The 13,567-nt window shown below is 61.2% G+C and carries 10 protein-coding genes; 4 read left to right on the top strand and 6 right to left on the bottom strand.

The genetic code is table 11. The annotated features are described in order from the left end of the window. Positions 1 to 10 precede the first annotated feature (10 nt). The 4 genes from P3T22_RS27100 to P3T22_RS27085 all read right to left on the bottom strand — a co-directional run bounded on the left by P3T22_RS27100 (position 11) and on the right by P3T22_RS27085 (position 5,478). On the bottom strand, positions 11 to 625 hold the full coding sequence (locus P3T22_RS27100) for an HD domain-containing protein (RefSeq protein ID WP_429326618.1): 615 nt from the start codon (positions 623 to 625) through the stop codon (positions 11 to 13). Between the two features lie 91 nt (positions 626 to 716). Next, complete coding sequence (locus tag P3T22_RS27095) at positions 717 to 1,766, bottom strand: patatin-like phospholipase family protein (RefSeq protein ID WP_063500237.1); 1,050 nt, start codon at positions 1,764 to 1,766, stop codon at positions 717 to 719. A 15-nt stretch (positions 1,767 to 1,781) separates the two neighbouring features. Further along, positions 1,782 to 5,240: an adenylate/guanylate cyclase domain-containing protein gene (locus tag P3T22_RS27090; protein ID WP_429326617.1), complete on the bottom strand. Its 3,459-nt coding sequence runs from the start codon at positions 5,238 to 5,240 to the stop codon at positions 1,782 to 1,784. Between the two features lie 79 nt (positions 5,241 to 5,319). Continuing rightward, the gene (locus P3T22_RS27085; protein ID WP_158515375.1) at positions 5,320 to 5,478 is read right to left on the bottom strand and encodes a hypothetical protein; all 159 of its coding nucleotides are present in this window, start codon (positions 5,476 to 5,478) and stop codon (positions 5,320 to 5,322) included. On the opposite strand from P3T22_RS27085, the gene P3T22_RS27080 reads away from it, so the two are divergent. The 4 genes from P3T22_RS27080 to P3T22_RS27065 all read left to right on the top strand — a co-directional run bounded on the left by P3T22_RS27080 (position 5,478) and on the right by P3T22_RS27065 (position 10,015). Next, positions 5,478 to 5,969 (top strand): hypothetical protein, encoded by a 492-nt coding sequence (locus P3T22_RS27080; protein ID WP_429326616.1) that lies wholly within the window; start codon positions 5,478 to 5,480, stop codon positions 5,967 to 5,969. The genes P3T22_RS27085 and P3T22_RS27080 overlap by 1 nt on opposite strands. Before the next feature lie 369 nt (positions 5,970 to 6,338). Next, a complete protein-coding gene (locus P3T22_RS27075) occupies positions 6,339 to 7,799 on the top strand; it encodes a trypsin-like peptidase domain-containing protein (RefSeq protein WP_429326615.1) in 1,461 nt (486 codons plus the stop codon). 245 nt (positions 7,800 to 8,044) lie between these two features. After that, positions 8,045 to 9,502 (top strand): NCS1 family nucleobase:cation symporter-1, encoded by a 1,458-nt coding sequence (locus P3T22_RS27070; RefSeq protein WP_429326614.1) that lies wholly within the window; start codon positions 8,045 to 8,047, stop codon positions 9,500 to 9,502. Positions 9,503 to 9,631: 129 nt separating this feature from the next. Then, on the top strand, positions 9,632 to 10,015 hold the full coding sequence (locus tag P3T22_RS27065) for a hypothetical protein (protein WP_063500242.1): 384 nt from the start codon (positions 9,632 to 9,634) through the stop codon (positions 10,013 to 10,015). Positions 10,016 to 10,160: 145 nt separating this feature from the next. On the opposite strand, the gene P3T22_RS27060 is transcribed toward P3T22_RS27065, so the two are convergent. Together P3T22_RS27060 and P3T22_RS27055 are read right to left on the bottom strand one after the other, a co-directional pair. Beyond that, positions 10,161 to 10,619 carry a hypothetical protein gene (locus P3T22_RS27060; protein ID WP_063500243.1) on the bottom strand — a complete coding sequence of 153 codons (459 nt, stop codon included), beginning with the start codon at positions 10,617 to 10,619 and terminating at the stop codon, positions 10,161 to 10,163. 497 nt (positions 10,620 to 11,116) lie between these two features. Next, a complete protein-coding gene (locus tag P3T22_RS27055; protein WP_429326613.1) occupies positions 11,117 to 13,417 on the bottom strand; it encodes a putative bifunctional diguanylate cyclase/phosphodiesterase in 2,301 nt (766 codons plus the stop codon). Positions 13,418 to 13,567 lie beyond the last annotated feature (150 nt).

The raw sequence follows: 13,567 nt of genomic DNA, 5'->3' as shown, positions 1-13,567 counted from the left end.
TCTCTCATGGTCATTGCGGCACCGGCAGGCCGAGCCGCCACGTCAGATTGCCCCGCGCGCGCGTTTCGCAGCGGGTATGAAAAAAATCGGTGTGATAGATGCGCGGACGTGCCAGCAGGTTGCCCAGAAACGTCCGTTCGCGCATGTCGTAGGCGCGGTCGTCAAGGTCGGGACGTTCCGCCCGCAGGCGCATCCCGTCCTCGCGAAAACGGTCCCGTCGACCACCCAGCACCGCAAGATCGATATCGCAGGCGAAGCGATCGTCCAATCCGGCCGGCACACGCGTATGCCGGGTCGCCAGGATCATTTCGCAGATGCGCTCGCCCGCAGCGATACGGTCATTTGTCCATTGCCGGAACCAGTCCGCGCTGCGTTGCTCATTGTCCCGCGCGCCGGGAACGTAGACCACGTCGTGGCACCACAGTGCAAGTTCCACGGCATCGGCATGAGGAATCGCGCTACGCGCCTGGTCGAGATAGTGCATGCAGCGGCGGATATGACGCAGCGTGTGGTAATGACGCGTCGGTTCGGCATAAAGCTGCGCCAGGTCGGCATAGGCGGCCTCGGCGCGCAAGCCGCCGCTGCGTGACCACAATGCGATGAAGCGCGCTTGCGTCTGGCTCATCCCCGCCCCTTTCCACCCTGCACGGATGTGTGACCGTTCGGCGCCGTATCCATCATGACGTCGTTGCTTTGCGCCAATCCAGGCGCGATGCTCAAAGAAACTCCTCGCGAATGTCGATACTCGAACGTTGCCCGATGTTCTGGTAGTGATGCATGAGCCAGGCATCGGCCTCGCGCCGCCCGTTATCGCGCAGTCCGCAAAGGAAATCCCAATCCGCGTTGTACTTGCTGGACACGCTGAGCGCGCACATCGCCTCGTCGGATCGAATGGAATGGATCAGCATTTCCTTCATCTCGTCGCGATCGACTTTGCCTTGCTGGATCAGATCGGTGACGAAGGCGATCGCGCGCATCTCACGCATCAGCGACGAGTTGAAGCTGATTTCGCTGACGCGGTTAAGGATGTCCGCAGCCATAACCGGCACGCCCCGGCGAACCAGCGGGTTGATGTGGACGATCACGACGTCGCGCGTCTTGCAGTGGTAAATCAACGGGTAGATGGCCGGGTTTCCCATGTACCCGCCGTCCCAGTAGTGTTCGCCATCGATGGTGATCGCCTGGAACAGCGTCGGCACGCACGCAGACGCAAGCACGGCGTCCGCGCAGATGTCCTCGCCCGTGAAGAGGCGTATTTTCCCCGTCTCGACGTTGGTCGCACACAGATACAGATGGATGGGACATTGTTTTCGCAACGCGGTGAAGTCGACCTGACTGTCGAGCACCTCGCGCAGCGGATTCAGATTGTTCGGATTGAACTGGTAGGGCGAGAAGATGCGCAGCGCCATGTCGGCGAACGCATATAACGGCGAATGATCGAACCCGAAGCTGTGCGTCCCTTTCAGCCATGGCACCCAGCGCAACGGGTTGTAACGCTCGGCGGATTGCGCCACGGCATGCCAGAAGTCGTGCAGCGCCTGCCGTGCGCCGTCCTCGCCCCCTTTCAGCAGCCCGTATGCGAGCACCGCGGCATTCATCGAGCCGGCGCTGGTCGCACTCACCCCTTCAATCGCCAGCCTGCCGTCCTCGAGCAAGCGGTCGAGCACGCCCCACGTGAACGCACCGTGCATCCCGCCCCCTTGCAAAGCCAGCGCGACCGGTTTGTGCTCGTCATCGCCGCGTAGTCTTGTATTCTTCGTCGTCATTTCCCGTCTCCTCGGTCACGCCTCGCGCGATGCCAACGCATCGAGCAACGCCTTCGCCTCTCGCATGTCGGCCGTGTCGAAGCCTTCTGCCAGGCTGCCGTACACCTCGGACAACGCCTGCCGTGCGTCGGCCGTTTTGCCCTGGCATTGCCACAGACGGGCGAGGCTCGATACAGCCCGCAATTCAAACGACCTGGCGCCCTGACCGCGGGCCACTGCGATCGCCAGATGAAAGCAGGCCTCGGCTTGTTCCGCACGGGCGGCATCGCCGATGCGATCGCTCGACGCGCCGAGCAGCAGATGCCCCTTGATCCGATGTAACTCCGCCTCGTAGCAGTGCTCGCCTGAACGACTCTCCATGGCGATCGCCTCGTCGATCGCGCCCAGGCCCGCGTCCGTCTCTCCCGCTTGCCGGTAGCTGTCGGCCAGCAGCACCAAAAAGTACGAGTACCCCATTTCGGCCCCGGTCGCGCGGTAGCCGGCCAAGCCCTCGCGTATTTGCGCAATCCCCTCCTGGATGCTGCCCTGCTGGTTCAGCACCCAGCCGCGCAGAATCGTTCCCCACGCGAGCCAGAACGGCATCCCCTGCTCGGCCGCGAGCGAGATGACGGCCTCCGCGTACTTGCGGGTCAGCGTCGCATCGCGCCGAAGCTGATGTAGTTGCGCCGTATAGGCCAACGTCAGCGCGAGGCTTGAGCCGCCGGTATATTTCCGGGCCAGTGCAAGCCCTTCCCGGTTCCGCTTACTCGATTGATCGGGGTATCCCTGATGCCACAAGGTCCAGGCGAGGAAGCTCAGGGCGCGCACGCCCGGATCGATCACGTGGCTGTAGACCGGTTCCTCGCGCATTTCCTGGAGATAAAAAACCAGCGCTTGTTCCTGGTGGACACGGCAAGCTTCGAGATCGCCCGCGGAGAACAGGCTCGCCGAGAGCGCAAGATGCGCCTCCACAAGCAAGGCCGGCTTCCCGACCTGCCGTGCCATGCGCAGCAGCCGTTCGCCCAGCTCGCGCGCGGTGCGGTACTCCGCGCGTAGCTGGTAATACGTCCTCAGTCCCAGTTGCACCGGGAAGATCTTCGATGTCTCGCCAATCCGTTCGCACAACGCCAGCGCGCGCGTATACGCTGCCACGACCTCCGGCGCGCCATAGCCGCGGACGGTCGCCAAGGCGGGCCCCAGCGAGAGCAGCAGCGTCAGTTCCTGCTGAGCGCGTTCGGGCGTGTCAGGCATCTGCTCGAGCAATTCCAGTGCCGCGCCGAGATGACGCATCGCGTCCAGATGGGCGGAATGCTGGAGCGCCTGTTGCCCGGTGCGGTGCAGGTATTCCACGGCCTTCGCGACATTGCCGCTCAGCCGGTAGTGATGCGCCAATTCGCTCCAGTAATCCGCGATACGAGTTGGGAACAGCGCCTCGATGGCCTGCGCCGCACGCTCATGCAAAGCGCTACGGCGCTCCGTCAGCAGCGAGCGGCCGGCGACTTCCTGGGTCAGCCCGTGCTTGAAAGAATACTCGACCTCCGGAAACGCAGGACGCTCGTAAATGAATTCCGCGGCCTCCAGCCGGGCGAGCAGATTCCGCAATGCGTCATCGGTGGGAGCGCCCGGTCCTTCGCAGATGCGCTGGATCAGACTGAACGAAAACTCCTTGCCGATGACGGCAAGTGCCTGCAGCAAGTCCTTCTCCGCGACGGGGAGCCGGTCGATACGTGCGGCGAGCACACCTTGCACGGTGGTCGGAATATGCAGCGCAGCCGGGGTACGCTCGATCCGGAAACGGCCGGGTTCGCCGAGCAGCGATTTCTCTTCGACCAGCGTCTGTACCACTTCCTCCATGAAGAAAGGGTTGCCCTCCGTCTTCTCCAGGATGAGCTGTTTGAGCGGCACGAGGGTGGAGTCATCCCCAAGCAGCGCCGAGAGCAATCCCTGGGCTTCCGCCGGACCCAGCGGTTCGAGTCGCAACTGGCTGCAATGGCCCGCGCGTTCCCAGACCGGCTGATACTCTGGCCGGTAGTTCACAAGGAGCAGGATTCGTGAATCCGCCACGCGGCCGATGAGGCTCAAGAGGAATGCTTCAGTCTCGCGGTCCAGCCATTGCAGATCCTCGAACAACAACTCGATCGGCTGGTCGCGGCTCTCCCGCGTCAGAATCTGGATGATCGCGTCAATGGTCCGATCACGCCGGATCTGCGGATCCATTTCGGCGAGCGCCGATCCGCGCTCGCCGATGCCAAGCAAAAAGAGCAGGTAGGGCACCAGATCCTCGAAGCTTCGCTCGAGGGTCAGCGCCTTGCCCATGACCTTTTCCCGACACTGCCGCTCGTCGTCCTGAGCGGTGATCTGGAAATAGTTCTTCAATAGCTCGATGAGCGGCAAATAGGCGAAGGCCTTGCCGTGCGAAACCGAAAATGTCTCCAGCAACGCACAGCTGCCCCGGGAGCGCTCCTTGAACTCATGGAACAGCCGCGACTTCCCGACCCCTGCCTCGCCGGCCACCGCGACGACCTGTCCGCGCCCCTCATTGACCTGCTCCAGCGCCGCATGCAAATGGTCCAGTTCGGTCTGACGGCCCACGAACCTGGCAAGGCCGCGATGTGCCGACAGTTGCAGGCGCGTGCGCAACGCGCCGGGACCCAATACCTCATACACGACGAGCGGCTCGGGGACCCCTTTGACCTGCGTGGCCCCCAGCGCCTTGAATTCAAAATAGCCTGCGGCGAGTTTGTGCGTGGACTCGCTCACCAGAATCGACGAGGGGACGGCGATCCCTTCCATCCGGGACGCAATGTGGATCGTGTGTCCGACCGGGTCGTAATCGGTATGCAGGTCATCCGTGCGGATGGAACGCACGACGACCTCGCCGGTGTGGATGCCGACGCGAATTTGTAGCGGGATGCCTTTTTCCAGACGAATCCTGTCCCCGTGCCGGCGCATCGCAAGCTGCATCCGCAGCGCAGCATATAGCGCACGCTGCGGGTGGTCTTCATGGGCGATGGGCGCGCCGAATAGCGCCAGGATGCCGTCGCCAAGCGATTTGGCGACATAACCCTCGTAGTAGTGGACCGCTTCCATCATCAACGCGACGATGGGCTCGATCAGGCGCTGGGCCTCTTCCGGGTCCAGGTCGTGAACCAGCGCCGTGGACCCCGCCATGTCGGCAAACAGCGCCGTGACGGTCTTGCGCTCGCCCGCGATCTCGCCACGGGCTTCCATGGCCGCCTGTTCGGCGCGGATGCGCTCGGCAAGGTGGTGTGGCGTGTAATGGATGGGCGCCGGGGACGGCTCTGAAACAGACCGGGGCTGCAGGGACGGCGCTGCGGGCCCATCGGTCAGCTGCGCGCCGCACTCGCTGCAGAATTTGGCGGAAGGCCCCGCCTCGTGTCCGCAGCGCGAACATGTGCGCGCCAGCATGGCGCCGCATGCTTCACAGAAACTAGCCCCAGCGGGATTCTCGATTCCGCAGTTTGCGCAGCGCATACGATCTCTTCCCTTGTCCGGTGCCTGCTTCTAAACATTAGGCGCAGGACCCGGCTGCGACAAGAGGCGAGTCGCCGGATCATGCCGACGCCTCGCCCATGTAACGGAATCGATCAGTTGCTGCTTGGACAAAAGCAGGAAGCCGCTCGGCCTGGCGCGCGAGCGTTCGGCCGGCCGCACGTGCAGCGGCGCTGCCATCGCAGACGATCGCATCCGGGGCATACGGGTTGAGATCCATTGCCGCCCTTCACATGCACGGTGCTGCAGCGAGACCGAACGAAACGAACGATCGAAGTCAATTGCGAGGAGATAGGCTTATGCGTCGCACAGACCGAGCACACCGAGGGCCGCTACACGGGTTTCGTCGCTGGCATAAAGCAGAACTACAACGTCGTCCTGTTTCGCGTGGATAAATGGCTCACTCATGTGATCTGCTATTTTTTGCACATTGTCGATCGCGACGGTAAGCACCCTTTGCCTTTGCCTTTGCCTTTGACTGGCTGCTATTTTGCCCAAAGCGTGCGTCTCGATCGCAGAGTGCAGATGGATGAAAATCCTCTTACCGTCCACGACGGAAACGACTTTTCCTTCGTGAATACCCCTTCCCCATTTGCTTTTGATTCTCATATTCTCGCAGGCCTTTATTTTTTTCATATTTCCAGACAGGAACAGCACATACCGCATCCAGGATGCGTCGCCATTGTTTCAGCCACGCTCGAACGCACTTGACTGCCCGTCTCAGTTAGCCCTCTTACCGATATGCTTGGCAACTACACTAGCGCGTTCCGAGCGGGCTAGTGGCTCAACATAAAGTTCAGCCGCACGGGACGGATCATAACTGAACGAAAATCAGCAACGAGCACCGCATTGAACCACGACCCACCACAAACTGCCATACCGCTAATTGCATAGACGGGGTGCCAGCCGCAAGCGCACCCCAGGATTAGCACTCCCTGCAATTTCCCGTCCTCCCCGCTATAAATCATAGTAGGCGAGGATCGCGCATTGTCGTACTGGCGTATTCGATGCGTTCAGGTATCGATCGGCCCGTTGATCACGCGCCTGGCTCTGGCATGACGACCGCCATGGAGGTGAACTGTGTTTCACCCGACTCTTGCTCGCACCTTGCTTCGCGCTGCCCTGATAGCGGCATTTCTCTGCGGCTATCCGTGCCTGCACCCGACGGCGAACGCCACGGGCGTCGCTCCGCCACCTGTGAAGGAGAAGCGGGTTTCACCAGCCAACGCGTCGGCATCGGTCGACTTCCCGACCATCGTGGAGCGATACGGGCCCGCCGTCGTGAATATCACCGCGAGTGCCACTGAGCAGTCATCGTCGATACCCGCTCCCGCGGCAATCGATGCCGACGATCCCCTTCTTGCCTTCGTCAAGCATATGGTTCCGAAATCACTGGCGTCTCAAGGCAATTCGGCACGCGCCATTACCGGTACGGGCTCCGGTTTTATCGTCAGCCCCGACGGCCTCATTCTGACCACCGCTCATGTGGTGGATCAGGCCGACGAAGTGACGGTCAGGCTCACCGATCGGCGCGAGTTCAAGGCAAAGGTCCTGGCGGTCGACGCCCAGAGCGACGTCGCCGTGATTCAGATCGATGCCACCAAGCTTCCGACCGTCAAACTTGGCGACTCGTCGCGAGTGCGCGTCGGTGAATCGGTCCTGGCGATCGGCTCACCGGACAGCTTCGCGAATACCGTTACCGCCGGCATTGTCAGTGCCACGTCTCGCACGCTCCAGGACGGGAGCAGTTTTCCCTTTTTTCAAACCGATATCGCCGCCAACCCGGACAATTCGGGCGGCCCGCTGTTCAACCGTGCCGGCGAGGTGGTCGGCATCGATGTGCAGATTTACGCGGATTCAGACCGGTACCCCAGCCTGGCCTTTGCCATCCCGATCAACATGGCGGCCAAGGTGCGAGCGCAGGCGCAAGCCCCGCAAGCGACCTCTCCCGGCGGCCTTGGCGTGGAAGTTCAGGACGTCGGCCCCGGCCTGGCCGCGGCCTTTGGCCTGCCGCGGCCGGCAGGGGCGCTGGTCAATTCCGTCGCGCCCGGCACATCGGCCGCCGCTAGCGGCCTCAAGCCAGGCGACGTGATCATGCGAATCGGCGACAAGACGATTGATCGCTCGACCGAACTCGGCGAGGATGCGGCTGCTTTGCCGCCCGGGACGAAGACCACGCTCAAGCTGATCCGCAATCACAGGCCGATGACCATCACGGTCATGGTCGGCGCGTCCGCGGAAAGCCCTAAAGCTCGACCAGGCGAAAGCGGCTCAGGGGATCGCCTGGGCTTGAGCATGCATCCGCTGAATGAGGACGAGCGGCGCGCGAGCGACCTGGCCGTTGGTCTGATGGTGGACACAGTTGATGGGCCGGCGGCAAAAGCTGGCATCCAGCCTGGCGATATCGTCCTGTCACTGAATGACACGCTGGTCGAAACGCAGGCGGACGTAACCGCGCTGGAAGCAAAGGCAGGGAGACAGGTAGCCGTGCTAATCCAGCGCAACCACGCACGCAGTTTTGTTTCGGTCGAGGTTAGATGAACCGCGTGACTTCGCAGGACGGTCACGCGGACGACCACGACGAACTTGCGATGGCGCCCATCGTGCGTGGGAATGGGCAGTTGGCTTGCGCCCGCAGGCATTCCGACCAGGGTTTACCCATTCGAAACGATGCGGCAAAGCACATACAGTTCTCACATGCCAGCTGGCTTCAGACGCGGTGGCATCTCCGCCCAGGCGTGTCCGGCGGTGTTTCCTTAGTTCCACGAGATCAAAGGAGATGACAGATGGAAATCCGCGATCCTTCCCCTGGCCTCTACAACGAAGATCTCGCACCCGCCAGGCAGCGCAACTGGGGAGCCTTCAGCATCTTCAACGTCTGGACCTCGGACGTGCACAGCCTCTGGGGCTACTACCTCGCCGCCAGCCTGTTCCTGCTGTGCGGCAGCTTTGTCAACTTCGTGCTGGCGATCGGGCTCGGCTCGCTGGTGATATTCGCGCTCATGAACCTGATCGGCTACGCCGGCGAGAAAACCGGCGTGCCTTACCCGGTGCTGGCGCGCGCCTCCTTCGGGGTATGGGGCGCCAACCTGGCAGCAATGGTGCGCGCCGTGGTGGCCTGCTTCTGGTACGGCGCGCAGACGGCAGCCGCGTCGGGCGCGCTGGTCGCGCTGCTGATCCGCAGCGACAGCCTGATGGCGTTCCACAAGGGCACGCAGTGGCTCGGCCACTCAGGGCTGGAGGTGATCTGCTACGTGATTATCTGGGCGCTGCAGTTGCTCATCATCCAGAAGGGCATGGAGACGGTGCGCAAATTCCAGGACTGGGCCGGTCCGGCAGTGTGGGTCGCGATGCTGATCCTGGCGATCGGCCTGTGCTTCAAGGCTGGCGGCTTTTCTTTCACCAGTGGCATTCCGATGAACACGCTGCTCGAGAAGACCAGGGATGCCGGTGTCAGCGGCGAGCCAGGCTCGTTCTGGGCGCTGATGGCAGTGGGCGCGACCTGGATCACCTACTTCGCGGCGCTATACCTGAACTTTTGCGACTTCTCCCGCTACGCGAAAAATCGCAACGCCGTGAAGAAGGGCAATCTGTGGGGCCTGCCGGTCAACCTGATCGCGTTCTCGCTGGTCGCCGGCGTCACCACCATCGCCGCCTTCAAGGTGTACGGCGAAGTGCTGCTTCACCCCGAACAGATCTCGGCCAAGTTCGATAGCTGGGTGCTGGCACTCATCGCGGCGCTGACCTTCGCAGTCGCCACGCTGGGCATCAACGTAGTGGCCAATTTTGTCTCGGCCGCGTTCGACATCTCCAACACGTTCCCCAAGCAGATCAGTTTCAAGAAGGGTGGCTACATCGCCGCGGCCATCGCGCTGGTGCTCTATCCGTTCGCGCCGTGGGAAGGCAACGCCGCGCACTTCGTCAACGCCATCGGCGCCACGATGGGTCCGCTGCTGGGGATCATTCTGGTGGACTACTACCTGGTGGCCAAGGGCAACATCAACATCGCGGCGCTCTACCAGGAGCACGGCGAGTACCGCTACGAAGGCGGCTGGAACGTCAACGCGCTGGTCTCCGCGGCGCTCGGCAGCGTGTTTTCGACCTTCCTGCCTAACTTCACCAACCTGCTGCCGGCCTGGTGGAATACCTATGGATGGTTCTTCGGCGTAGTGATCGGCGGCGGCATGTATCTGATCATGGCGACGCTGCGGCCGCGTACCGTGATCGCGCCGACCCGCGCTTAAAGGTTTTCCCGGAAAGCGGGGCGACGTGACTTTCGGCCTCCAGCGCGCGGAACAGGTACGGCAACAATGCCGATGGTTTGCCGTCGACGGTCATGCTAGGATTTCTCGCAGACAACTCCGGAGACTGCTATGCCGTTCATCTGCGAAAACGTTGAATGCCGCGCCGTGCTGGCCCGCGGACAGGTCAGATCCATTCGCGAGAACGAGGGGTGGTGCTTCTACTGCCCAGACTGCAAAGTGAGGAACGCGTTGAACGACGTCGGCGTGCCGGGCGGTCCTGTAGAGTTGATTCAACCGGAGAGATCCGACCTCCCGCACAAAGTGATTGCAACTGCTCGACCATTGGAGGACGGCAGGTACGCAGCGCAATTGCGCGTACAAAGGGCACTCGGTATGAAGGGGACTTACGCGGTCGAAGAACATTGGGAACAACTCGGGATATTCCTTGACGCGCAGGAGGCCGTCGCGCACGCGAAGTCCATTGCGGCAGACTTGCTGGACCGGAAGGCATAGTCCCGAGTGGGATGCTGGAGTCACCCGTGCGCACCGTGTGCGGACCTTTACGGCCGGCCCACGACCGTAAATCCGCACGACAACCGGGTGCTGCATGACACTCGGCCAGACTCGATGTCACGGGTCTGAATTCATACAGCATCACTCACGAAGCTTCGGCGGGAGCGAGCTTGACAAATAGTTTGGCTGCTTCGTTGCCATGGGACAAAGCGCGCAGTGCAAGGGCGAGCGCTAGCTGCGCGTCGTGGGCGGCTGCACTACGGTCCTGATCGAAGAGCTTGACGGCGTGGCGCATATGCTGCGCCGCCTGCTCGTGAAGCTCCGCTGCCAGCGCGTGATGTTTTGCCGCGTTTGCGCTGTCTGCGCCGGAGCCGGGCGATGCCGGTGTGACCGGCGGCGTATTGGCGCTGTGTGCGCCAGCGACGTGTGCCTGATCGATCGCGTGCAAGGTATGGCCATGGGCTATCATCGCCTGGTGTGCGGCGTGGGCATAGTCCTTACCCGCCTCGAAATGCCGCGACGCCCCGTGGTGATATCGCGCGGCCTGCTCGTGATGTGACGCCGCGGCTTCAAGATGTTCTTTTTTGCTGTGCTTCGTGCTCATACCGGCTCCTGTACGACTGTCGGACCGACTCCGATGACGAGATTCGAAGACACAGTGGCGGGTCGGTCGGAAACCACTAGACCCGAATTTACACTCACTTGCGCTTTCGATGACGAAGCGATCTACAAACGTGCTCCCCGTTTGCCTGTCGTCGCGCGACCGCGGCATCGCCCGTCCTCAGGGAACCGTGTCGGAAGATGCCAGCAATCCAGCGCTGTCCGGACCCTTCGCGATGCGTCCACGCAAGCGCCCATCAACCATTGTTGATACTTGGTTGCGGCAATCGTCATCCAATCTGCCGCGTCCTTTCCGTTTATCGGCCTGACCGTCGGTCCACGGATCGGCCTGATTATTGGAATTTCTCCCGCACCCTATCGACGGATCATTTCTTAAGGAATCTTAATAACCTGTTATCCAAACCGGTAACCATGTTTTCCACGGATGCGCTGTTCGGGGACGGGAAGCCCGGCGCAAACACATGGAAATGAGAACAGCGCCTAGCCTGATTCGCTTATCGGTGTTTGCTGCCGATGCGTTTCTACCCAGAGCGCAAAGTCTCCCGGTGGCAGTGGCTCCGAGTATAGATGTCCCTGGTACATAAGGCAGCCATGGTTACGCAGAAAGTCGCGCTGCGCTTGCGTTTCCACGCCTTCAGCGATGACGCTCAGTTTCAGCACATTGCCAATGTTTATTACAATTTGTGCCAGAGATTCGGCCGTTGCATCGGCCCCGATATCCTGCACAAAGCTTCTGTCGATCTTCAGTTCCTTGACGGGGAACCGGTGCAGATAGCGCAAGGACGAGTAGCCCGTACCGAAATCATCTATCGACAGCGCTATTCCAAGGGCGTGTATCGCATCGAGCGATGCGTGAACGTCATCGGCCGACTCATCAAACATGACTCGCTCGGTCATTTCGAGGATAAGGCTTGCAGGCTCCAGACCATGAGCCCGCAAAGTGCCCGCGATAAAGCCTGGATAATCTGGTCGTTTGAAGTCGGCGGCGCAGACATTCACTGATATGTTTGGTACCTCGATACCCTCGGCGCGCCACTCGGCGAGTTGACGGCAAGCCTCGCCCAGCACCCAGGCATCCAGTTCTGCAATCAGGCCGCTTTCTTCCGCGATGGCGATAAAGCGGTCTGGCGGGACGATCCCCAGTTTCTCGTCGCTCCACCGAACCAGGGCTTCGGCTCCATGCAGTGTTCCCGTCACATCGACCTTGGGCTGGTAGGCGACGCTCAGGGCTCTTCCTTGCAAGGCTCGCTGCAGTGCGATTTCCAGTTCGAGCTGCTCTTTGGCCTGACGCTCATACACAGGAGCATAGAAATGCACCTGGTTACGTCCCGTGCTCTTCGCCTTGTACATCGCCATGTCTGCATTACGCAGCAGCGTATCGGTGTCCAGCCCGTCGTGTGGATACAGCGCGACGCCGATGCTCGCACTGAGCGTGATGCTGGTGTCAAACTTTGCATTGACAGTGATAGGCTGGTACAGAGCCTGCAGGATGCGCCCGGATATGTGGGCTGCCCTATGTACGTCACAATTTTCCAATACGGCCAGGAACTCGTCTCCACCGAGTCGACCGATCGCGTCTTCACCCCGGACGCAATTCCGGAGACGCCGTGCGATTTCGCTCAACACTTCGTCACCGGCAGAATGGCCCTGCGTGTCGTTGACGCGTTTGAAACGGTCAAGATCAATGAACAGTATCGCGAACTGTGACGAATTCCGGCTGGCGTCCGTCAGGATTCGGAGCGTGTCCTTGTTGAGTTGAGCCCGGTTGGGCAGGCCGGTCAAGGCATCGAACCATGCCAGCGTCTGCAACTGACGTTCCATTGCGAATCTTCTACGCAATTGTCCGCTGAACATCAGCGACAGCATGATGGTAAGCACGTCCAGTATGGCAGTCACGATACCAATGGCAAACGCCCGCTTACGCCACCCGGCGTAGATATCCTGAGTCGCCAGGCCAACGACCACGACCAGTGGATAGTTCCCAATCCGCCTGAAGCTATATAGGCGCTCGATATGGTCGAGCACGGCAACGTCGACATAGGTGCCGTGATCCGATTGCACAAGCGGGGGAAAAGAATGGCCGCCCGCGAGCGTGCGACCTATATCGCCCCCGTGATACGGTTGCCGCATCAGGACAGTCCCGTCTGTGCGCAACAGGGTAAGGGTTCCGTGATCGCCGAGTATGGAGTCTTCGAATAGCTGGTGAAAATAGCTTAGCCGGAGCGTACCTGCAACAATGCCTGCGAAGTGGCCATTTGCATCATCAAGCCGCAGGCTCAGCGCGATCGACGGTTGCCCAGAGTTGCCCAGGCGTGGCGCGAATGGCTTGCTGAGATACAAGCCGGCCCCTATCTGCTGTTGTTGAACCTGAAAGTAATCGCGGTCGCTCACATTGAACTTTGGCGGCAGAACCCCTCGGGAGTCGAGGGTGCTGTTGCCAGCAGCATCTGCCGCGAATATCGCGCCCAGTTCCCTTACATTGTTGGCCGCGCTGAAAGCGACGAGGTGCCGGGCCTCGGGAGTGAGTTGGAGGAGACTGGGGGTCTCCATACTTGTCACGACATCCCGCATGGCAAGTAGGCAGATGTCCAGATTACGTTCGGTCTCCTTTTGCAGGGAGAGTGCAAGGTTCTGTGCGGCAGCGCGGGCCTGCGTCATGGCGTCAAGCCTCATTTGGTACAGCGAGACTGCCGTGACGCCGGTGGTGGCAAGCGTGATGCCAATCCCGGCAAAAATGAACAGGGCCGGTTTTGCCAGAAGGGAACGCGCGATTCGAAACATAGTCTTCCGGATTGTGTCTGCTTCCAGCCCGCTTTCAGATCGGCCATCAATTGTCAGTCGTTGCTTGCCGTCAACTGGACTCCGGAATCGTCGCCGGGACATGTGACCACCTGATTTCGGCCCCGCTCCCTGGCATCGTAGTTTTCGGCC

Origin of the sequence: Paraburkholderia sp. GAS348 (genome assembly GCF_050434205.1) — a bacterium.
Taxonomy (GTDB): domain Bacteria; phylum Pseudomonadota; class Gammaproteobacteria; order Burkholderiales; family Burkholderiaceae; genus Paraburkholderia.
The sequence above is the reverse complement of the archived record's forward strand: the minus strand, read 5'-3'. Positions and strand labels throughout refer to the sequence as shown.

Coding starts and splice junctions, on each gene's coding strand:
- P3T22_RS27100 (WP_429326618.1), bottom strand. CDS start 625: ATGAGCCAGACGCAAGCGCGCTTCATCGCATTGTGGTCACGCAGCGGC.
- P3T22_RS27095 (WP_063500237.1), bottom strand. CDS start 1,766: ATGACGACGAAGAATACAAGACTACGCGGCGATGACGAGCACAAACCG.
- P3T22_RS27090 (WP_429326617.1), bottom strand. CDS start 5,240: ATGCGCTGCGCAAACTGCGGAATCGAGAATCCCGCTGGGGCTAGTTTC.
- P3T22_RS27085 (WP_158515375.1), bottom strand. CDS start 5,478: ATGGATCTCAACCCGTATGCCCCGGATGCGATCGTCTGCGATGGCAGC.
- P3T22_RS27070 (WP_429326614.1), top strand. CDS start 8,045: ATGGAAATCCGCGATCCTTCCCCTGGCCTCTACAACGAAGATCTCGCA.
- P3T22_RS27065 (WP_063500242.1), top strand. CDS start 9,632: ATGCCGTTCATCTGCGAAAACGTTGAATGCCGCGCCGTGCTGGCCCGC.
- P3T22_RS27060 (WP_063500243.1), bottom strand. CDS start 10,619: ATGAGCACGAAGCACAGCAAAAAAGAACATCTTGAAGCCGCGGCGTCA.
- P3T22_RS27055 (WP_429326613.1), bottom strand. CDS start 13,417: ATGTTTCGAATCGCGCGTTCCCTTCTGGCAAAACCGGCCCTGTTCATT.